Origin of the sequence: Ornithinibacillus proteolyticus (assembly GCF_039581225.1) — a bacterium.
Lineage (GTDB): Bacteria > Bacillota > Bacilli > Bacillales > Amphibacillaceae > Ornithinibacillus > Ornithinibacillus massiliensis.
On record NZ_JBCPXV010000010.1, the window covers coordinates 20,063 to 40,592 of the forward strand.

The window sequence follows — 20,530 nt, forward strand, 5'->3', positions numbered from 1 at the left end:
AGGAGGAATATACGTGCACATTGTAGCACTGACAGATAAAGAAACGCTTCAATATACGGAAAAAGCTATCCCAGATATTACAGAAAATGAAATTCTACTAAAAGTTCATGCTATTGGAGTATGTGGCTCCGATCTACGTATCTATAAAAATGGGGATGACCGAGTTAACTATCCTAGAGTTATTGGACATGAGATTGCTGGTGAAGTTGTTAAAATAGGGAAAATGGTAAAACGCTTTAAAATTGGGGATCGTGTTACATTAGGTGCTCATATTCCATGTGGTGAATGTTTATTCTGCCAAAAAGAAGAAGGACATCAATGTGTAAAAGGAGAGTCTGTTGGCTATCAGATTGATGGTGGCTTTAGTGAATATGTTGTGTTACCAAGAAATTTTGTTGAATATGGCTCCATCCAAAAAATCAAAGATTCTACCTCCTATGAGCTTGCCTCTTTATCCGAACCATTTTCTTGTGTTTTAAGTGGATTAAAGGAGGTAGAAATAAATGCTGGCGATACCGTTGTTGTATATGGAGCAGGTGCTATTGGATGTATGTATATTGCTGCAGCCAAAAAAATGGGAGCTACAAAGGTAATTACTATTCAACGTTCTAAGCCTCGACAAGACAAAGCTTTACAGGTCGGTTCAGATGTTGTAATAGATCCAAACTCTACCAACACATTTGAAAAAGTGATGGAAGAAACAAATGGACTTGGAGCTGATGTCGTGATTATTACCGCTCCATCAGCATCAGTGCAAAAAGAAGCACTAGAAATCGCCAAAAAAACTGGTAGAGTATTGTTTTTTGCCGGAGTAAAGCAATTGAATGAAATATCTCTAAATACTAATCATATCATTTATAAACAACTGAAAATTGTGGGAACCCATGGTGCACCTAGGAGATTACATGTTGAGGCAGTAAAGTGGATTGATGAAGGTATCATCGACTTTTCTTTCTTTATCACGCATAGATTTTCATTGCGAGAAACTGAATTAGCATTTAAAACTGCACTAAATAAAGATGGCTTAAAATGTATTGTACTTCCTTATAATTAGATAAAATCCCTTCTATCACTAGGAGGGATTTTCTGTCCAATCAAATTTCCGATTTTATTAATTCCTGAGCAGTTCGGTCGTCTGTTATTAAAACATCTAAATAACCACCTTGAAGAGCTGCCTCAATACTTTCTAATTTATAGGAGCCTTCTACTATTCCGATAACCTCTGGAATATTTTTAATTTCTTCTAGATTTAACCCGATAACCTGTTGATTTAGTGGATGATCCAACTCATTACCAACCGCATCATAGAAGCGAGAGCTGATATCTCCTACAGCTCCTGCCTTGCGTAACGAAACTAAATCACTTTCATTTAAGTAGCCGATTTTTTCCATTGTGGAGCCTTTGAATGGATTTCCTATTCCAACGATTGCTAGGTCCACATTTTTTGCTTCCTCCAAAACATCTGCAATATCTTTTGTACTAATTAATCTTTCTTTCAAATCTAAAGACTCTACAAGTGCTGGAGCATATAAATAAGAACATTTGCTGTTCATTTTTTGGGCTAGGTTAAAAGCTAGTTGATTGGAATGAAGATGAACAAATTCGCTACCCATTCCACCTACAATTGGAACGATATGAACATCCTTTTTGCGCTCATAAGGATATTCTTCTACTACAGAAAGCAAGGTAGATCCCCAAGAAATCCCTAAGCTTTTAATATTATTTGAGCGTTTCACAAGATAAGATGCTGCCGATTTCCCTAATTGCCGCTTCACCATTTCTGGTGCAAATCCTGCCGTAGAAACAACTATTACTTCCTTCAAATTAAATTTCTTAGCTAATTTCTGCTCAAGTTCTACTGTTTGAAACGTCTCATCCTTAATATAAATCTCTATAATTCCTTCTTTTTTGGCATTATTTAATAGCTTAGATATGACAGGACGTGATACATTATATTTCTTTGCTATTTCAGCCTGTGTTTGTCCTTCAAAATAATATAGCATCGCTACTTTTACTAATAACCGTCGTTCTTCCCAACTTAACATAGTATCGCTCTTTTCTTGAATCGCATTTTTCTATCTTACCAAGATGATAAGATGTAATCTATACAGTGTCAAGATACGTAATGACTAGGCCTACATCAGGCAACGAAAAGGAGAGTAGCTAACCTACTCCCCCAACTCAAGCAACTAGTTATGAAACTTATCTCTTTTTTAAGGATGGAAAATTACTTTAACAGAATCCATTTCACGATTCGTAATCTTTTGGAATGTTGCTGGCCCTTCTTTTAATGGTAAACGATGAGAAATCATCGGTGCAGACTTTATTTGTCCGGTACTCATATAATGTATAGTTGAACTCCATTCTTTACCTGGGAAAGGTGCGGAGATGGCATTCCAAGAACCATAAACCGTTAGCTCATTACGAACGATTTTTTCAAAGAAAAAGCGTTCGATATTAATATCTGCATACGGGATACCCATGAATACGACCTCTCCACCTTTACGTGGTAGAGCGAATACTTGTGCTGATGTAATGGGAGAACCCGCTGATTCCACCGCTAAATCTACACCGCGTCCGTTTGTATGCTCCAGGATTTGCTCATGAGCAGGCTTCTCTAGCGAATTAATCGTGACATCAGCACCAAGCTCTTTCGCAATTGCTAGCTTTTTATCATCGATATCGATTGCATAGACCTTCTTCGCTCCGAAAATCTTCGCCCATTGTACTGCAAGCAAACCAATACTACCTACACCCATAATCGCTACTTCAGCACCGGGTTGAATAGTTGTACGATAGAAGCCATGTGCGACAACAGCTGAAGGCTCTACCATAGCTGCTGTGTCAAAGTCCACAGTATCTGGTAGTGGAATAACATGTGTTGCTGGAAGCTTCGTATATTCAGCATAGGCACCAGGACGATAAGCACCAATGACGGATAGCTTTTCACATCGTGCTGGTTCCCCCTTCATACAGTAGTCACATTCACCACAAACAAAAGCTGGGCAGCCTGCAACACGATCACCAACTTTGACATTGGTTACCCCTTTTCCAATTTCTATAACCTCTCCAGCAAACTCATGACCAAACGTCATCCCTTCCACATATGGTCCAAGCTTACGATAGCGAGACGTATCCGATCCACATATTCCTACAGATTTAACTTTTATAATCACGTCGTTCAAATCTTCAATTACTGGTTTTGGCGTGTTCTCTTCAAAACGGAGATCTTCTACTCCATATAAATTTAATGCTTTCAAAACAAACACCCTTTCCCTTGTTGCCAATTAACTAGCTGACTTATTTTCCGTTTTCTTGGTGCTAGTGAAAAGTTTATATCCTGCAAAACCTATAATAATCGTGTTAAAAATCAGTTGATGTTCAAAGTAAAACGCACTTATTGACCGAAAAGGCCCTAACATAAAGTCTAAAAATGAATCTACCATTATTTTCCCTCATTCCTTTTCAAAGATATTATAAGCTCCATAACCAACTCGCCTTATATACTAGTTACTAGATTAGTAAGAGGATGTAGATACGCCACCACTTACAATCGCTACTGCTCCACTTGCACCGATACGATTTGCACCGGCTGCTACAATATTCACAGCATCTTCAAATGTTTTCACGCCACCTGCAGCTTTGACACCAATTTTGTCTCCAGCAACGGAACGAAGTAATTGAACATCTTCCACTGTTGCTCCTCCACCATTAAATCCAGTAGCTGTTTTAACAAAATCAGCTCCAGCTTCTATAATTAGTTCGGTAGCTTTTACTTTTTCTTCATCCGTTAGTAAAGCCGTTTCAATGATTACTTTTGTGGTTAAACCATTAGCAGCTTTTACCACAGCGGCGATGTCATCGCGTACGACATCATATTCACCAGATTTTAGTGCACCTAAGTTAACTAACATATCAATCTCGGTCGCACCATTCTTAATTGCTTCTTTCGTTTCTTCCACCTTCACATGGGTTGTTGCTCCACCAAGTGAGAATCCAATCGGAACCCCTACTTTAATTCCATGTGGGGATAATAATTCATGTGCATAAGATACATAGTAAGGATTCACAAATACGGTTTTGAAGCCATATTCAATGGTTTCTTCACAAAATGCTTTAATATCCGCTTTCGTTGCAGTAGGTGTTAACAATGTGTAATCTATCAACTCGATTAACTCTTGTTTATTCATTTGACATAGCCTCCCTGAAATCTAGTAATCTATTACTCTGCTGGTGTGAGTAAAACTTTAATTGCTTCACCACTCTTAATTGCTTGGTATGCCTCATCCCATTTCGTAATATCAAAGATGTGGGTAACTAGTGCTTTCGCATTCACTTTTCCTTCGTTCATTAATGCTAGAGAAGGCTCCCAATCAGCTGGCTTTTGACTTCTACTTCCTACGACGCGGATTTCTTTCTGAATGATTTTATCTAAATCAAATTGAATTTCTGGATTAGCAAATAGACCAACCTGTGCATACTGACCTTTCTTACGTAAAATATCTAGGCCTTGTTTAGCAGCAGGAACTGCACCAGAGCATTCTAGTACGACATCGGCACCGTAACCATTGGTTAACTCATTAACAAAAGCTTTCAAATCTTGCTCCTGTGTATTAACCGTATAGTCGATTCCAACTTCTAATGCTTTATCCAAACGGACTTTGTCATTCGTTAGACCAGTAATAATAACGGTTGCGCCATAGCTTTTTGCTACTTGAGCAGCTAATAAGCCAATTGGTCCAGGCCCGATAACAACAACTAAATCCCCTTCATTTATTTCTGTTTTCGCTACTGCATGATAGGTACATGCTAATGGTTCTGTCATAGCAGCAGATTGATAGTCTACATTCTCAGGAAGATGATGAACACTTTCTTTACGAGCAATTAGGTATTTTGTAAATCCGCCATCTTGTTGTGAACCGAGTCCTTTACGATGATTACAAAGATTATAATCTTGTGTCTTACAATACTCACATTCTCCACAAATATAAAAAGTTGTCTCAGAAGTGACACGATCCCCAACTTTAAACTCGGTTACATTTTCACCAACTTCAACAACTTCCCCTGCAAATTCATGGCCTAATGTTACTGGAGTAGCCACTTTATAATGCCCTTCATACGTATGAATATCAGAACCACAAATACCAGCAAATTTCACTTCAATTTTCACTTGATCTGCACCTGGTGATGGTTCAGGCTTTTCTTGTACTTCTAGATTTCCAAATCCTAATTCCGTTTTTACTAGTGCTTTCATTGTTGTTCTCCTCCTTATGAATAACGGTACAATCTAATAATTTCAGTGGGGATTATCGTTAAACCCCACTGAATTTAAACGATGTAATTAGTTAAATAGGTCAAAGAATCTCCAGATAACCCAGTTAATTAAGTTACCACCTTGGTCAATACTGGAAACCATTGCAGAACCCTCTGGTAAATTGATACTTGCTTCTGTTGCCATTTGTGTAAATACTGGTGCAATATCGGTTGCCATATATAGGGATAATGCAATCATAATGGTACCTACAATGACAGAGTGAATGATATTACCACGAGCCGCACCTACAATAAATGCGATAACAAATGGAATCGTTGCTAAGTCACCAAATGGTAATACATTATTACCAGGTAAGATTACTGCGATTAAAACTGTAATCGGTGTCAAAATTAGTGCAGTTGCGATAACAGATGGATGTCCTAAAAGTACAGCTGCATCAAGACCAATTGTGATATCACTATCACCAAATTTCTTGTTTAACCAAGTACGTGCAGATTCAGAAACAGGCATTAAACCTTCCATCAAAATCTTAACCATACGAGGCATTAAGATCATAACAGCAGCCATAGACATACCGATTCCGATAATGTCACCAATGTCATAACCTGCAAGCGCCCCAATGGCAGCACCTAGAACTAAACCGATTACCATAGAATCACCGAATACACCAAAGCGTTTCTGGATAGAATCAGAATCTGCTTTTAATTTGTTGATTCCAGGAATTTTTTGTAACCCTTTTACTAAGAAAATGAAAGGTGCATACGATACAGTACTACCAGTTGCTACGGATACACCAGGCATTTCGTAGAAGTCACGAACCATTGGAGTAGTCCAGTCAGCAATCTTAAGACATAAGATTTGGAAAATTACTGCTGCGATTAATCCTTGGATAACGCTTCCAGAAATAGCATAGATAACAGCAGCCATGAAAGTATAATGCCAGTAGTTCCAAATATCTACGTTCATTACTTTTGTTGTTTTGGTTAAAAGCATAACAACGTTTACAACTAGACCTAGCGGAATAATAAACGCCGCTACAACAGATGCCCATGCAATAGAAGATGTAGCTGGCCAACCAACGTCAATTACGTTAAGTTCCACGCCTAGACGATCAACCATTCCTTGTGCTGCCGGTCCTAAGTTATGCGTTAACAAATCAATTACTAAGAAAATACCAACGAAAGCAACCCCGATAGTTAAACCAGAACGGAATGCTTTACCAGGCTTTTGACCGAAGAATAAACCAAGTAAAAATATCGCTACGGGTAGGATAACGGTTGCCCCTAATCCTAAAAATCCTTGTATAAAATCAACGAATGATTGCATTCTTTTTCCCCCTTATGAGGTGAAGCAAGAGATTTGTCCAAGGAGGCCAGTCTATGAGCTAGCCTCCTCACATAGACAAACATTTTCTTCACTACTTTTTAAGTTCCTCTAAGATTTGTTTCTTCGTATCTTCAATCCCGATACCAGTTAAGAAATTACGAGCATTAATAACCGGGAATGGATACTCCGTTTTTGTCATTGCAGTAGTTACTAGTAAATCTGCTGTGTCTACGTAGCTACCTACCTCAGCAATCTTGATTTGAACTAGATTCACTTCAATGCCATTTTCTTTCGCCATTTCTTCAATCGCACTATTTACAACAGTAGAAGTGGCAATACCAGCTCCACATGCTACTAAAACAGTCTTTTTCGCCATTATCTTTCACCTCCTTCAAATGCAAGTAATTCTAACTTTTCTTCTAGTAATGTTTTGATAGTTGACTTATCCGTCGCACTCACAATAGTTCTTAATGTCTGTTCATCTTGGAAGACTTGCATAAGCTTCTGTAAAAGGGTTAATTGAGAATGTGCTTCATCCATTGCTAGCATAAATACGATTTGTACTGGTGTAGTTTCACTGTCATCCCCCATGATGACAAAGTCTACTGGATTTTTTAAAACAGCAACACTAATTGTTTTCTCGTTAACGTGTTCTACATCCGTATGTGGAATTGCTACTGAAACTCCTGCAGTTGGTAGTCCGGTTGCAAACTCACTTTCACGCTTTAAGATAGCTTGGATAAAGCTCGTCTTGACAAGCCCTCTATCCACCAAATTCTGTGCCACTGTTTCTAATACCGCTTCCTTTGTTTCCCCTTCTACATCTAACAAGATTACAGATTCATCAAATACTAATTTCCCCATTGTTGTCACTCCACTTCTTTAACTTTCGTGCCACTTGTCTAGTCGATAGAGTAACGTGTAATAATCTCGTATACACGCTCTACTGATTCGGCACTAATTAATTCATTCACTTCTCTCTCTGAACCTACTAAATTCATTAACTGCATTAATGCATGAATATGCTGCTGCTTGTCTACAGCCGAAATCGCAATAATCAAATGAATATCATTTTCACTCGTATACGATACCCCATCTTTAATTCGTAAGAGGCTCATCCCAACCTCTCTTGCACCATCCTCAGGAGCAGCGTGTGGAATCGCAACACCTGGTGCAATCACAATATATGGGTCTTTCTCACAATACCGTAGCATGGCATCTACATATTGCGGTTCAATCTTACCCAGCTCTATAAGTGGCTTAGCACTTAAGCGAATCGCCGCTTCCCAAGAATCGACTGAATCAACTAACGAAATCGTGTCGCTTGTTAGGAGATCACGTAATCCTAAATCATTTTTAGATAAATCTTGCGTGACATAATTCCCACGTTCAGTCGGATCTAGATATTGTAATAGTGCCTCTTTTAAAGCCCTTTCATTATGAACCGTAGCATGCTTCGAGATAATATCTAACAGACCCTCAACCTGAATGTCATCCTGAACATAACCATGGACACCCAGCATCACTTGTCTTCTCAATCGATATTTTTCTTGCTTTCCAAGAAAAACCTTTGTTACAAACAATTTTTTATTTGTTTCTAAATTAATAGGAGAAAAAATCACATCAAATTCTAATGGATATTTTAAAAACTCTCGGACCGATAAATAATCGAGAAATACAAACTCTGGGAACAACTCTCTCAACTCATTAAACATCAGCCTAGAGACAGAAACTCCTTGTGGACAAACAACGATTGCTTTGATTTTCTTATCAATACTTTCACCGTGTTTGTTCATCCACCCACCAATTAACATGGTTATGAAAGCCGTTTCATTATCAGGAATATCAGTTCCTAGCAATTCTCGAATCGGACCAATAGAACGTTTCACTAAATGATGTAATTCTTTAAACTCCCTGCTTACTGATCCTTGGAAAAGGACGGTGTCAGTAAGATGATATTTGATTCGATAATATGCTGGTTTCATATGCTGCATGAGCTTATCTAATAACTGATCGCGATCTTGAAGATAGATACATGCACTTTTTTCAAAATGACGTAGCATATTGTCAATCGCTGGTAATAAATTCGGAATTTCTTTTCCTTCCATCATCTCTATTGAAAAGACATTGGTCGTCAGAAGGTGTAATGTAATAAAAAGTCGCTCCGATAAAGGAATATGATCTATATCATTTAGTAACTCTTCGGTTGCTTTATATTCCTTTGTATTAGAAAGCTCCTGGTATTCAATGGAAAAAGATTTCATTAGATGCCCTTTTTGAATCCTTCTAAACAATAGGATTAAAATATATGGCATCATTTGAAGTTTTTCGTCGGTGAATTTCAAATTAAGCTGATTCTCCACCTTTTCAACACGCTTCTTAAACTCGCAAATCTCCTCATCCTGAATGGTGGCTATTTTCTTTAATCGAGTTTCGCCATCATTTAGCTGCAAGATATGGTAGGTCATATGCATGAGCAATTTCCGAATTTGAAATTCTCTTCCTTCGAGTAAGTAACCAAACTTTCTCGAATAACGAATCGTTAATTCATAATCATCCACATAGCTTTGGGCTTGTTTTAAATCATTTAGAATGGTGTTCTTACTAACATCCAGTTCATATGTGAAATGATTAAGTGACAACTCTTCTTCTGAGCTAAGAATCATCATCAAGATAAGCTGAACTCGCTCTTCCTCACGAAGAATCGTTGTTTCGATAGTAGTAGAAATAGCTTCGCTGTTTCCACTAAGCTTCGTAAACACAGCTTGGTTTACTACGAAATGGCCTTGCCTTGTTCTTTCAATAACTGGGAGATTATTACTCATCAGCCATTCATTTATCTTTTGAATACTATAACCAAGCTGCCTACGTGTTAATTTAAATTTCTTCTCAAGTGCTACACTAGTAATACTTGGATTACTAGTTATCTCATCTAAGATCATTTTGTATCGATCACTTAGTACCACTTGCATCTCCCCTTGACATGTTTTATTGTAACACCTATTATACACCTTTTGTATCCGATTTCATCCCAATTAGTTGAACATCCATTGTACAATATTGTGATTTACATCATTAATCAAAGGATTTACAATGATTGTTCACAGTTATGTACAATTAAATCCTTGTTATTCCTCTTTATTCGTTATACTATTAATTTGTGAAAGCAATTTCATTTCACTTATCTAGTTAAATAGAAAAGGAGATTATTAGATATGACGACTGTTGAACAATTATCGATTAATGCCATTCGTACATTGTCAATCGATGCAATTGAAAAAGCAAACTCAGGACATCCTGGCTTACCAATGGGCGCTGCACCAATGGCCTATACACTTTGGACCGATTTCATGAATCACAATCCTAAAAACTCAAAATGGTTTAACCGCGACCGCTTTGTCCTTTCTGCTGGTCATGGTTCTATGCTTTTATACAGCTTGCTTCATTTATCTGGGTATAATGTAACCATTGATGATTTGAAAAACTTTAGACAATGGGGTTCTAAAACACCAGGACATCCGGAAGTAAACCATACAGACGGTGTTGAAGCGACAACTGGTCCACTTGGCCAAGGGATCGCTATGGCTGTTGGTATGGCAATGGCAGAACGTCATTTAGCAAGTAAATATAATAAGGAAGATTTAGCTGTTGTAGATCACTATACGTATTCACTTGTTGGTGATGGGGATTTAATGGAAGGAATTTCCCAAGAGGCAGCTTCTCTAGCTGGACATTTAGGATTAGGAAAGCTAATCGTACTATATGATTCTAATGACATCTCACTAGATGGAGATCTTGACCGCTCCTTCTCAGAAAGCACACAAGATCGCTTCAAAGCACTTGGATGGCAAGTACTATACGTAGAAGATGGTACTAATATCGAAGAAATTAGAAAAGCAATCCAAACAGCACAAGCAAACAGCGAGCAACCTACATTAATCGAAATTAAAACAGTTATCGGTTACGGATCACCTAATAAATCAGCATCTTCTGCTTCCCACGGTTCACCACTTGGTGGAGATGAAGTAAAGTTAACAAAAGAATTTTACGGTTGGGAGCATGAACCTTTCGAAGTACCAGAAGAAGTATATGCTGACTTTAATGAAAAAATCGTGAAAGCCGGTGCTGAAAAAGAAGCAGCATGGAACACGTTATTAGCTCAATATGAAGAACAATATCCAGAATTAGCCAAAGAGCTTAAGCAAGCAATTAATGGCGAACTTCCTGAAGGCTGGGAAAAAGCAATCCCTACTTTCGAAGCTGGTGTAGACAAGCTTGCAACGAGAGACTCTTCTGGAAAAGTATTAAATGCCATTGCAAAAGTCGTACCTAACTTTATCGGGGGAAGTGCCGACTTAGCTGGGTCTAATAAAACAACAATTAACGGTGAAGAGGACTTCACTAGAAACGATTACACAGGTCGTAACATCTGGTTTGGTGTACGTGAACATGCTATGGGTGCTGCATTAAACGGTATGGCGCTACACGGTGGATTAAACGTATTCGGTGGTACGTTCTTCGTATTCAATGACTACCTACGTCCTTCTATTCGCTTAGCGGCAATTATGAACCAACCTGTAACATATGTTTTAACACACGATTCTATCGCAGTTGGAGAAGATGGCCCGACACATGAACCAATCGAACATCTTGCAGCATTACGTGCAATGCCTGGTCTATCTACGATCCGCCCAGCAGATGCCAATGAAACAGCTGCAGCATGGCGCTTATCTGTAGAATCTACTGATACACCAACAGCCCTAGTATTAACTAGACAAGCACTTCCAACTTTAGAAGGAACAAAAGAACATGCTTATGAAGGTGTTCAAAAAGGTGCTTATATCATCAGTGATTCAGAGAAAGAAACACCAGACGCACTTCTTTTAGCAACTGGTTCCGAAGTACAACTAGCTGTACAAGCTCAGGAGACCCTAAAAGAAAAAGGTATTGACGTACGCGTAGTAAGCATGCCATCTTGGGACCGATTCGAAAAACAAGATGCAGCATACAAAAACAGCGTAATCCCTTCAAACGTCAAAGCGCGTGTTGCTATAGAAATGGGAGCTACATTCGGCTGGGAGCGTTATGTAGGCCTAGATGGTAAAGTACTAGGTATTGACCGCTTCGGCGCATCCGCACCTGGAAATGAAGTAATCGAAAAATATGGCTTCACGGTAGAAAACGTCGTGAAAGCAGTAGAAGAAGTATTATAATTTAATAAATCCCCCTTTAGGTAGATAGATATTGTTCTATTTACTTGAAGGGGTTTTTTAATTGCAAATTGAGGAGCTTTATTGGGCGTTGCATCCGGTATGTTAATCGGGGTTGATTAGCGCTGGAAGCTGCATCTGCTATTGATGGCAGTGCTCAGTACCCTTTTTCTCCCTCTCCACCGTGATTAGGGTACTGATAACTACTCTCTGTTACCTTTTTCTTCTCGCTCAACCGAATAAGGGCAATGATACTACCCCTCTGTTACCTTTTTCTCCTTGCTCAACCGAAATAGGGCACTGACACTTTCCCTCTGTTACCTTTTTCTCCCTCTCCACCATGATTAGGGCACGGATAACTACTCTCTGCTACCTTTTTCTTCTCGCTCAACCGAATAAAGGCACTGATACTACCCCTCTGTTACCTTTTTCTCCTTGCTCAACCGAAATAGGGCACTGACACTTTCCCTCTGCTACCTTTTTCTTCCTCTCCACCATGATTAGGGCACTGATAGCCCTGCTCGTTACCTTTACCCTCTCCCTCACCGTAATTAGGGCACGGATATCCGCTCTCATCCAAGCATCCACCTTCATCCTAGATTATTAAATAGATTATAATAGTAAAGAGAGTTTAATATAATAGCTAAAATCCGCTTTTTTATGCATACTAGAATCTAAATGATATAAAAACTTTATAAAGTGAGGATACACGATGATTGCAAAGACTGAAGAAGATTTTAATGGATTAAAAGAAATTGGAAAAATATGTGGGGCAATTAGAGATGAATTAGTCCACCTTACTAAACCTGGCATTACGACAAAGGAACTCGATGAAATTGCCGGTGAAATGTTTGAAAAAGCAGGGGCTCAATCTGCACCTAAAGGAGTCTATGATTTCCCAGGCTATACGTGCATTAGCATAAATGAAGAAGTAGCACACGGGATTCCAGGGGACCGGACTATTCAAGAAGGTGATCTGGTTAATATCGATGTTTCCGGTTCAAAAAACGGTTATTTTGCAGATACCGGAATTTCCTTTGTAGTTGGGAATGGAGAGAGCATTTCACAGAAAGTATGTGAGGTTGCTAAGGAAGCATTCTACGCTGGACTAGAAAAAGCAAAACCCGGTTCGAAATTAAGCGGACTCGGAAAAGCTGCACACAATGTAGCAAAACAGCATGGCTTAACAGTCGTAAAAAATCTTACTGGACATGGTATTGGGCGCTCTATTCATGAAGCACCAGACCATATTCTGAATTACTATTCTCGCTGGGATGATGGAATTTTAAAAGATGGAATGGTAATTGCCTTTGAGCCCTTTATCTCTACATTAGAAGAGGAAGTTTTCCAATCAGAAGATGGATGGACTTTCCTAACTGATGAAAGCATTGTGGCTCAATATGAGCATACAATTATTTTGACAAAGGAAGGACCAATTATTACTACATTATAGAACAATAAAATCTAGTTGTTCTACAATATAAATATGGCAAGTGTATCACGAGCTCAAATAGGCCCCCTCTCTAAACAAAAAGCTCCTGTCCTAGCGACAAGGAGCTTTTCATATTAAAAATCATCAGGATTCGATCCAGATCTTTCATTAATATTCAATTCATTGATTTGCTTCATTTCATCATCTGTTAACTCAAAATCAAAGATATCAGCATTTTCGCGAATTCTTTCTGCCTTTATAGATTTTGGAATAGTAATCACATGATTCTGAATGTCCCATCGTAGAATGACTTGTGGTACGGACTTACGGTATTTTTTTCCGATTTCAGTTAACATTGGGTCATCTAGCAGTCTACCACGCTTTAATGGAGACCACGCCTCAAGCTGTATATTCTCTTGTTCACAAAAAGCCTTCAGATCCACTTGAGTCAAATGAGGATGATACTCCACCTGGTTAATCGCAGGCTTCACCTTGCAAACAGCTAGTAAATCGTTTAAATGATGCACATGGAAATTACTAACCCCAATGGCCCGAACTCTACCATCTTCATATAGCTTTTCGAGTGCTCTGTACGTTTCTTTATACTTCCCAGAGACTGGCCAATGAACTAGATATAAATCTAAGTAATCCGTCCCAAGCTTTTCTAAGCTCTCATCAAATGCTTTTAAGGTAGATTCATAGCCTTGTTGATCATTCCACACTTTAGAAGTAATAAACAACTCCTCACGTGGGGTTCCAGATTCCCGTATCGCCTTCCCAACTCCACGCTCATTATGATAGAAAGATGCTGTATCAATATGTCGGTAACCATATTCAATTGCTGTACGGACTGCATAGACTACTGTTTCACCGTCCTCTACTTTGTATACCCCTAAGCCAAAACCAGGCATTTTGACACCATTATTTAATACTACTGTATCCGCCAAATTCTTAATCATTCAACAACACTCCCTTCCTCCTAGTAAACTAATTTTATCATGAGTAGTTCGAATTATTACTAATTTACAAGGAGAACAAGCTTTTTTTACTAAAACTACACGCATGATAAAAGCACTAATCTCATACACTGAATATTACTCAGAGGGCGGTTAAAGGCAAAAAACATAGATTGATAGCAACCAAATTTACGCGTAAAAAGGAATCGAATCCAGAAAGCCTACAAGAGCGAATCTCCATATCATAGAAGAAGGAGGAAAGTTCGTGACAAGCTTACAAAGCAAAAGTAGGAATGTCATTAGAATCACCCGATTAGTCTATAGTCAGAAGGAGTTGGAAGGGATTAAACGGAATGCAGCATATAGTGGAGCAAAAATTATTAGTACAACACCAATATACGACGGTGAAATGATATCCGTTATACTAGATCTAGATAAAAATAAAAGACAATTTTAAAGGTGAATTTTTCACTTCTAATAGATAGAAAGTCTTACAGGGACTGGACCTAATAACAAGAAGGGTCAGTCCCCTTCATTTATTATAACCCCCCTGAAAATAGCAAATTAAATCAAAATATTACCAATTATTATTTTTTCATTTGGAAACCTTTACATCAAAAAATACGATTGTCATATAAATTAAATAGTATTACTATTAATAACATCACAATTTTTCGTTTTTCGAAATAATTGTGAAAAAACACAAAGAGAAGGTGTATTTATGTCCCAAATGCTAGCATTAGTTATTGTTGTCTTTATCCTTTTAGTTGGGGATTGGGTCGCCATTAGAACAAAGGCATGGATACCGTCTATGTTCATTAGTGCTGTCCTATTCCTTATTGGATATTGGACATTTTTCCCACAAGATATTGTCTCCATCGCTGGTATCCCATCTGCAGTAGCCACGATGCTAATGTATTTGTTAATTACCAACATGGGTACACTTCTTTCCTTACAAGAACTGAAAGCCCAATGGAAAACGATTCTTATTGCTATATCCGGAATTGTCGGAATTATCGTATTTTTACTCGGAATTGGTACTTTTATTTTTGGATTTAAAACGATGGTTGTCGCTATTCCCCCATTAATTGGTGGTCTAGTATCCGCAATCATCATGTCTGATGGTGCTAGTGCTGCGGGTCTTACTTCTTTAGCTGTATTTGCCATCGTCATCTATGTCATGCAAGGCTTTGCAGGATATCCGATTACATCCATTATGCTGAAGAAGGAAGGAAAAAGACTCCTTCAACAATATAGAAATGGTGAATTAGCAGTAACTGAAAACGTACAAGCAGCTGATAAAACGACTGAATCAAACGAATCTAGTCTGAAACTATTTAAAAATCTACCTGATAAATACAACACAGAATTCTTTAAATTCTTTAGATTGATTATCGTAGCATTCTTAGCATACTTTGTTTCAACACTAGTCGAACCTGTTGTGTCCATTAGTCCATTTGTCCTTTGCTTACTATTCGGTATTATTGGGAAAAGTATTGGCTTTTTGGAAAAACAAGTATTGCAAAAGGCAAACGGATTTGGCTTTGCCATCATGGCTCTGATGCTTTTCATTTTTGACGGATTAAAGCAAGCAACACCAAGTATGATGGCGGAAATTATTCTTCCGCTGCTCGGTTCTATCATTATTGGGGTTGTTGGGATGTACATTTTCTCCTTTATTGCTGGTAAGCTCTTAAAGGTAAGCAAAGAAATGGCCTTTGCTGTTTCGTTAACGGCACTCTATGGATTCCCTGCGGACTACATTATTACGAATGAAGTTATCAACTCACTAACGAAAGATGAAAAAGAAAAAGAAGTTCTAACAAGCCACATGCTACCACCGATGCTCGTTGGAGGATTTATCACCGTTACGATTGTATCGGTAGTACTAGCAGGCATTTTCGTAAGCTTCTTGTAAATAGATGGAGGAGAGATTAACATGAACAATCTACAAGCACGTATTGAAGCACATATCGACACCTTAAGTAAATTCACAGCAACCCCTGGCCAAGGAACAACTAGACTCACATATAGTCAGGAGGACAAACAAGCTCGGGAATATATAAAAGAAAAGATGAAGGAATACGGATTACAGGTTCGTGAAGATGGGCTAGGTAACATTTTTGGAAAACTTGAAGGAACGTTAAAAGATGCACCAAGTGTTCTAATCGGTTCCCATTTTGATTCGGTTCCACATGGTGGATCCTATGATGGGCCTGCAGGAGTAGTAGCTGGACTTGAGGTAGCTGCTTTGTTTAAAGAAAAGGGCATTAAACCTAAATATCCCCTAGAAGTGATCGCCCTTATTGAGGAAGAAGGTGCTAGATTTAGCGGTGGATTAATGGGCTCCAGAGGAATCACTGGTTTACTTAGTGAAGAGGAATTTTATAAGCTAACAGATTCTAATGGGGTCACTACAGTAGATGCAATGACTGAAATCGGCCTTGATCCATCACTTCCGAAAAAGAGAGATCCAAAAACAATCAAAGCTTTCTTAGAATTGCATATTGAACAAGGGCCTATATTAGAAGATAAGAAAATACCAATCGGGGTAGTCGAAACAATTGTCGGTCTAACTCAATTTGAAATCACAGTAGAAGGTCAAGCAGGCCATGCAGGGACAACTCCAATGAATCGCCGGGCTGATGCGTTAGTAAAAGCAGCACAGATTATCAGCCAATTACCTAATCTGGCAATCGAAGAAGGTGAAGGTACCGTGGTAACTACTGGAAAACTAAATGTATTTCCAAACGGTTCAAATGTCATCCCGAAAAAGACCGTCTTCACCGTAGATATACGTTCTGGTAAAGAAGAGCATATCCAAAATGTTATTCGTAAAATGAACAACCTAATGGAATCCCATAAGGAGGATGGAATTCAAATTACGGCTACCCAACAATTGTATATGGAGCCTAAAGTAATGAATCCGACCATTGTTAATCTATTAAAACAAACGAGCGGTCATTTAGAGATTCCCTATTGTTCCATTAATAGCGGAGCTGGTCATGATGCAATGGTACTAGCAGAAGTAACCGATGTGGGCATGCTATTCATTCCTAGTAAAGATGGACTTAGCCATACCCCGGAAGAATGGTCTGACTCCTTGGATATTGCTAGAGCCGTTGAAATTCTTTTTGAAACTGCCAAGAAATTAACGGAGGTAGAAGATCATGATTAATGAAACGATAAAAAAAGGCACCTTACAATACAAGGAAGAATTAACAACCCTTCGTAGGAAACTTCATAGCGAACCTGAACTATCTTGGGAAGAATACAATACAACCAATTTTGTTTGTGATTATCTCGATCAATTAGGAATCTCCTATCGTAGAGCAGAGCCAACTGGTGTAATTGCCACTATTCACGGGGGAAAACCAGGAAAAACCGTAGCATTAAGAGGGGATATGGACGCCCTTTCTGTTGAAGAATTAAATCAAGATTTACCATATGCTTCTAAGTACCCTGGAAAAATGCACGCCTGCGGTCATGACGCCCATACTGCTATGCTATTAATTGCAGCTAAGGTGTTAAATGAAAGAAAAGCCGACCTGCCCGGCAATGTACGGTTATTATTCCAACCAGCTGAGGAAGTAGCAGAAGGAGCGAAAGCATTCGTTAAGCAGGGAGCTGTCGATGATGTAGACAATGTCTTTGGCATTCACATTTGGTCGCAAATGCCGACAGGGACAGTATCCTGTACACCAGGACCTTCCTTTGCCTCTGCTGATTTATTTAACGTAACCTTCAAAGGAAAAGGTGGACACGGAGCACTTCCTCATGCCTGTGTCGATACGGCTATTGTGGCCTCTTCCTTTGTCATGAATGTGCAAAGCATTGTATCCAGAACGATCGATACACAGCAACCAGCTGTCGTGACCATCGGAAAAATGGATGTCGGCACCCGCTTCAATGTCATTGCCGAAAATGCCGTAATCGAGGGAACCGTTCGATGCTTTGATCCCGAAGTACGAGACCATATCGAAAGCCAGCTCCAGCACTATGCAGATCAGGTAGCCGCTTTATACGGAGCAACCGCAAAACTAGAATACACCCGAGGAACACAAGCCGTTATTAATGAGGAGGAAAGTGCTAAGCTGACGCAAAACATCGTACATGAAGCTTTTGGTGAAAACGCATTGTATCACGAAAAGCCAACCATGGGTGGCGAAGATTTCAGCGATTATTTTGAAAAGGCACCTGGTTGCTTCGCACTTGTCGGTAGTGGCAATCCAGAAAAAGATACCGAATGGGCGCATCATCATGGAAAATTCAATATCGACGAAGACGCCCTTGTCGTAGGGGCAGAGCTTTATGCTCAGTATGCATGGGGGTATTTAAATAAATAGTAATGCATAGCATACATCACACGGTCAGTTCACCTGAAATGAGGTAGGGCTGACCTGTTTTTTTGGTAGATTGAAAGAAAGTGTGTATTAAAACTTACACTATTCATTTGACAACCCCATTTTATCTGGTCTTGCTTTTAGGTTTGGATAGTTTAATACTACTATTAATCAATTCTCTCCACTCCCTCTCGACTTTGAATAATTAACTGCTTTTATTAATCAATATCTCTAATATCCCAGATTGTTTTAATCGATTGAACACTTCTATCAATCATTCCGCCTACTCCACAAACAGTTTTTAATCAAACGACTATTTAAATCCTTACTCGCATCCCCTTCCTACTAGATTCATATGCCCCTAATGCAACCTCTAATGCTTTCAGTCCATCATCCCCAGTGATAAACGGCTCCCGACCAGTTTCAACACATGCCACAAAATCTTTGATTAAGGCTAAATCCATATCACTACCATATAAAACATAGGTTAGTGGTTTACGATCATTTGTATATAGACGGAAATATTCCCCAAAGGCATCCGCACTCACTGTCTGTTTAGTACCAATAACTTCGATTGTTGCATCTCCCCATATCGGATATTCACGAAGTCTTGACCAGCTTGCATCATGTGAGGCGATGACACCATTTTCAAACTCCAATGTAAGTAAACCCGCATCATCCATATTAATGTTATTAAAATACGTATCTACTAACGCATTAACCTCTACCACTTCCTTCCCTAGGAACCAGCGCATAATATCAATCATATGTACGGTATGGTCTAATACCGCTCCCCCTCCACTTAACGCGTTATCAATAAACCATCCCCCTGGATTTTGACCACGATTTGTGGTGCGAAAAGCCACAATATCACCTAGTACTCCTGCATCAATTAGCTCCTTTAAATGAATGATAGGTTCACTAAATCGTACAGGAAAAGCTATTTGCAATATAACGCCATTCTCCTCGCATACTTTTATCATCTCTTTTGCATCATCTAGATTCGTAGCAATTGGTTTTTCACATAAAATATGCTTCCCGCAAGCCGCTGCCTTTAGCACCATCTCTTTATGACGTACATTTTCACTACAAATAATGACAGCCTCCATATCGAGTGCAAGGAAGGCATCTTGATCGATATAATGCATTGTCTTATAGTTAGCGGCTACCTCCTTCCCACGAGAGATATTATCATCCCATATCCCGACTAGTTCTACATTTTTTAAACTTCTAAGGCAGTCTGCATAACGAAAGGCATGCATATGAGCAAAACTCATGATTCCTATTTTCATGATTCCTATCCCCCCATTTCAATCTGCTTCTGATAAGTATTAAATGTCCCTATCACTAACTCGTACTTCTTGGAGTGAGTTAAAATAGAATCTATCCGATACGAAAGAGGTAACTTATTCCCCCCAGGTTTCAATGATGTTCGTTCATCACTATGAAATTCTATCATCTTCAAAGCACCACTCCATTCTATTTGAATAGATTCATCACCAGAGAATGTATATTCAATATGAGCGATTACCTTTTTATATTGAACCATCAAAATAACATGATGTGGTACAACATCTTCATTGCTACGCTTCAATACAAGATTTCCTGGCTGACCAAAGATAGATTCCAGTACACATAAATCACTCGTAATAATAGCACTGTTTACTGCTTCATCTACCACTCGCCTAAATCGAAACACACCAGAAGGACTTCCATCCTCTATTATTCTCGCTTTTATTTCTTGGAAAAATGGATATAAACTAAGCTCATGATAAATAAATGCTTGATCATTTACAATCGAATCTAGCAAGCTAGCTGGAACAAATACATCATGCTCTCCCAATTCGTCCCATGAAACGTCATGCCAATCCATTAATACTGCTTGATCACTAACGCCATCTAGCGAACGAACAACTTCTCTATCCAATTGAACCTTTTTTAAATTTGCTATAACAACTTTCACCATAAAAACTCCTCCTATCCCACAT

At 38.8% G+C, this 20,530-nt stretch carries 19 protein-coding genes; 7 read left to right on the forward strand and 12 right to left on the reverse strand.

Features of this window, described 5'->3' with window-relative positions; genetic code table 11:
* Window positions 1-13 precede the first annotated feature (13 nt).
* Entirely contained in the window at window positions 14-1,054 is a 1,041-nt protein-coding gene (locus AAIB49_RS06755; protein ID WP_339213514.1) for an alcohol dehydrogenase catalytic domain-containing protein, read from the forward strand.
* Between the two features lie 40 nt (window positions 1,055-1,094).
* Here AAIB49_RS06755 and AAIB49_RS06760 read toward each other — a convergent pair whose 3' ends face one another.
* From AAIB49_RS06760 to AAIB49_RS06795, 8 genes are all read right to left on the reverse strand, one after another.
* Window positions 1,095-2,045: a sugar-binding transcriptional regulator gene (locus tag AAIB49_RS06760; protein ID WP_339213512.1), complete on the reverse strand. Its 951-nt coding sequence runs from the start codon at window positions 2,043-2,045 to the stop codon at window positions 1,095-1,097.
* 168 nt (window positions 2,046-2,213) lie between these two features.
* Window positions 2,214-3,260 (reverse strand): galactitol-1-phosphate 5-dehydrogenase, encoded by a 1,047-nt coding sequence (locus AAIB49_RS06765; RefSeq protein WP_339213510.1) that lies wholly within the window; start codon window positions 3,258-3,260, stop codon window positions 2,214-2,216.
* A 258-nt stretch (window positions 3,261-3,518) separates the two neighbouring features.
* Window positions 3,519-4,190 carry a deoxyribose-phosphate aldolase gene (deoC, locus tag AAIB49_RS06770; protein WP_343457578.1) on the reverse strand — a complete coding sequence of 224 codons (672 nt, stop codon included), beginning with the start codon at window positions 4,188-4,190 and terminating at the stop codon, window positions 3,519-3,521.
* A gap of 32 nt (window positions 4,191-4,222) precedes the next feature.
* Window positions 4,223-5,254 (reverse strand): zinc-binding dehydrogenase, encoded by a 1,032-nt coding sequence (locus AAIB49_RS06775; RefSeq protein WP_343457579.1) that lies wholly within the window; start codon window positions 5,252-5,254, stop codon window positions 4,223-4,225.
* An 87-nt stretch (window positions 5,255-5,341) separates the two neighbouring features.
* The gene (locus AAIB49_RS06780; RefSeq protein ID WP_343457580.1) at window positions 5,342-6,601 is read right to left on the reverse strand and encodes a galactitol-specific PTS transporter subunit IIC; all 1,260 of its coding nucleotides are present in this window, start codon (window positions 6,599-6,601) and stop codon (window positions 5,342-5,344) included.
* Window positions 6,602-6,692: 91 nt separating this feature from the next.
* Entirely contained in the window at window positions 6,693-6,977 is a 285-nt protein-coding gene (locus AAIB49_RS06785; protein ID WP_339213501.1) for a PTS sugar transporter subunit IIB, read from the reverse strand.
* Window positions 6,977-7,465 (reverse strand): PTS sugar transporter subunit IIA, encoded by a 489-nt coding sequence (locus tag AAIB49_RS06790; RefSeq protein WP_339213499.1) that lies wholly within the window; start codon window positions 7,463-7,465, stop codon window positions 6,977-6,979. Before AAIB49_RS06790 ends, AAIB49_RS06785 begins: the two co-directional genes overlap by 1 nt.
* 38 nt (window positions 7,466-7,503) lie before the next feature.
* Window positions 7,504-9,573, reverse strand: a complete 2,070-nt coding sequence (locus AAIB49_RS06795) for a BglG family transcription antiterminator (protein ID WP_343457581.1) — start codon at window positions 9,571-9,573, stop codon at window positions 7,504-7,506.
* 243 nt (window positions 9,574-9,816) lie between these two features.
* On the opposite strand from AAIB49_RS06795, the gene tkt reads away from it, so the two are divergent.
* Window positions 9,817-11,814, forward strand: coding sequence for a transketolase (tkt, locus tag AAIB49_RS06800; protein WP_343457582.1), 1,998 nt, complete (start codon window positions 9,817-9,819; stop codon window positions 11,812-11,814).
* A gap of 384 nt (window positions 11,815-12,198) precedes the next feature.
* Here the strand turns inward: tkt and AAIB49_RS06805 are convergent, their stop codons facing one another.
* Entirely contained in the window at window positions 12,199-12,387 is a 189-nt protein-coding gene (locus tag AAIB49_RS06805; protein WP_343457583.1) for a hypothetical protein, read from the reverse strand.
* Window positions 12,388-12,523: 136 nt separating this feature from the next.
* Here AAIB49_RS06805 and map point away from each other — a divergent pair, with 136 nt between their 5' ends.
* Window positions 12,524-13,264, forward strand: a complete 741-nt coding sequence (gene map, locus AAIB49_RS06810) for a type I methionyl aminopeptidase (RefSeq protein ID WP_343457584.1) — start codon at window positions 12,524-12,526, stop codon at window positions 13,262-13,264.
* 113 nt (window positions 13,265-13,377) lie between these two features.
* Here map and AAIB49_RS06815 read toward each other — a convergent pair whose 3' ends face one another.
* Complete coding sequence (locus AAIB49_RS06815) at window positions 13,378-14,202, reverse strand: aldo/keto reductase (RefSeq protein ID WP_343457585.1); 825 nt, start codon at window positions 14,200-14,202, stop codon at window positions 13,378-13,380.
* A gap of 262 nt (window positions 14,203-14,464) precedes the next feature.
* On the opposite strand from AAIB49_RS06815, the gene AAIB49_RS06820 reads away from it, so the two are divergent.
* The 4 genes from AAIB49_RS06820 (at window position 14,465) to AAIB49_RS06835 (ending at window position 18,545) form a co-directional block, all read left to right on the forward strand.
* The gene (locus tag AAIB49_RS06820; RefSeq protein WP_343457586.1) at window positions 14,465-14,656 is read left to right on the forward strand and encodes a hypothetical protein; all 192 of its coding nucleotides are present in this window, start codon (window positions 14,465-14,467) and stop codon (window positions 14,654-14,656) included.
* Window positions 14,657-14,920: 264 nt separating this feature from the next.
* The gene (locus tag AAIB49_RS06825; protein WP_343457587.1) at window positions 14,921-16,117 is read left to right on the forward strand and encodes a hypothetical protein; all 1,197 of its coding nucleotides are present in this window, start codon (window positions 14,921-14,923) and stop codon (window positions 16,115-16,117) included.
* Window positions 16,118-16,138: 21 nt separating this feature from the next.
* Window positions 16,139-17,377: a Zn-dependent hydrolase gene (locus tag AAIB49_RS06830; RefSeq protein ID WP_343457588.1), complete on the forward strand. Its 1,239-nt coding sequence runs from the start codon at window positions 16,139-16,141 to the stop codon at window positions 17,375-17,377.
* Entirely contained in the window at window positions 17,370-18,545 is a 1,176-nt protein-coding gene (locus AAIB49_RS06835; RefSeq protein WP_343457589.1) for an amidohydrolase, read from the forward strand. The genes AAIB49_RS06830 and AAIB49_RS06835 overlap by 8 nt, the downstream gene beginning before the upstream one ends.
* Window positions 18,546-18,859: 314 nt before the next feature.
* On the opposite strand, the gene AAIB49_RS06840 is transcribed toward AAIB49_RS06835, so the two are convergent.
* On the reverse strand, window positions 18,860-19,834 hold the full coding sequence (locus tag AAIB49_RS06840; RefSeq protein ID WP_186870723.1) for a Gfo/Idh/MocA family protein: 975 nt from the start codon (window positions 19,832-19,834) through the stop codon (window positions 18,860-18,862).
* Between the two features lie 5 nt (window positions 19,835-19,839).
* Window positions 19,840-20,508, reverse strand: coding sequence for a hypothetical protein (locus AAIB49_RS06845; RefSeq protein ID WP_186870722.1), 669 nt, complete (start codon window positions 20,506-20,508; stop codon window positions 19,840-19,842).
* Between the last annotated feature and the right edge of the window lie 22 nt (window positions 20,509-20,530).

Coding starts and splice junctions, on each gene's coding strand:
- AAIB49_RS06790 (WP_339213499.1), bottom strand. CDS start 7,465: ATGGGGAAATTAGTATTTGATGAATCTGTAATCTTGTTAGATGTAGAA.
- map (WP_343457584.1), top strand. CDS start 12,524: ATGATTGCAAAGACTGAAGAAGATTTTAATGGATTAAAAGAAATTGGA.
- AAIB49_RS06805 (WP_343457583.1), bottom strand. CDS start 12,387: ATGAGAGCGGATATCCGTGCCCTAATTACGGTGAGGGAGAGGGTAAAG.
- AAIB49_RS06825 (WP_343457587.1), top strand. CDS start 14,921: ATGTCCCAAATGCTAGCATTAGTTATTGTTGTCTTTATCCTTTTAGTT.
- AAIB49_RS06785 (WP_339213501.1), bottom strand. CDS start 6,977: ATGGCGAAAAAGACTGTTTTAGTAGCATGTGGAGCTGGTATTGCCACT.
- AAIB49_RS06815 (WP_343457585.1), bottom strand. CDS start 14,202: ATGATTAAGAATTTGGCGGATACAGTAGTATTAAATAATGGTGTCAAA.
- AAIB49_RS06845 (WP_186870722.1), bottom strand. CDS start 20,508: ATGGTGAAAGTTGTTATAGCAAATTTAAAAAAGGTTCAATTGGATAGA.
- AAIB49_RS06840 (WP_186870723.1), bottom strand. CDS start 19,834: ATGAAAATAGGAATCATGAGTTTTGCTCATATGCATGCCTTTCGTTAT.
- AAIB49_RS06835 (WP_343457589.1), top strand. CDS start 17,370: ATGATTAATGAAACGATAAAAAAAGGCACCTTACAATACAAGGAAGAA.
- deoC (WP_343457578.1), bottom strand. CDS start 4,190: ATGAATAAACAAGAGTTAATCGAGTTGATAGATTACACATTGTTAACA.
- AAIB49_RS06830 (WP_343457588.1), top strand. CDS start 16,139: ATGAACAATCTACAAGCACGTATTGAAGCACATATCGACACCTTAAGT.
- tkt (WP_343457582.1), top strand. CDS start 9,817: ATGACGACTGTTGAACAATTATCGATTAATGCCATTCGTACATTGTCA.
- AAIB49_RS06775 (WP_343457579.1), bottom strand. CDS start 5,254: ATGAAAGCACTAGTAAAAACGGAATTAGGATTTGGAAATCTAGAAGTA.
- AAIB49_RS06760 (WP_339213512.1), bottom strand. CDS start 2,045: ATGTTAAGTTGGGAAGAACGACGGTTATTAGTAAAAGTAGCGATGCTA.
- AAIB49_RS06795 (WP_343457581.1), bottom strand. CDS start 9,573: ATGCAAGTGGTACTAAGTGATCGATACAAAATGATCTTAGATGAGATA.
- AAIB49_RS06780 (WP_343457580.1), bottom strand. CDS start 6,601: ATGCAATCATTCGTTGATTTTATACAAGGATTTTTAGGATTAGGGGCA.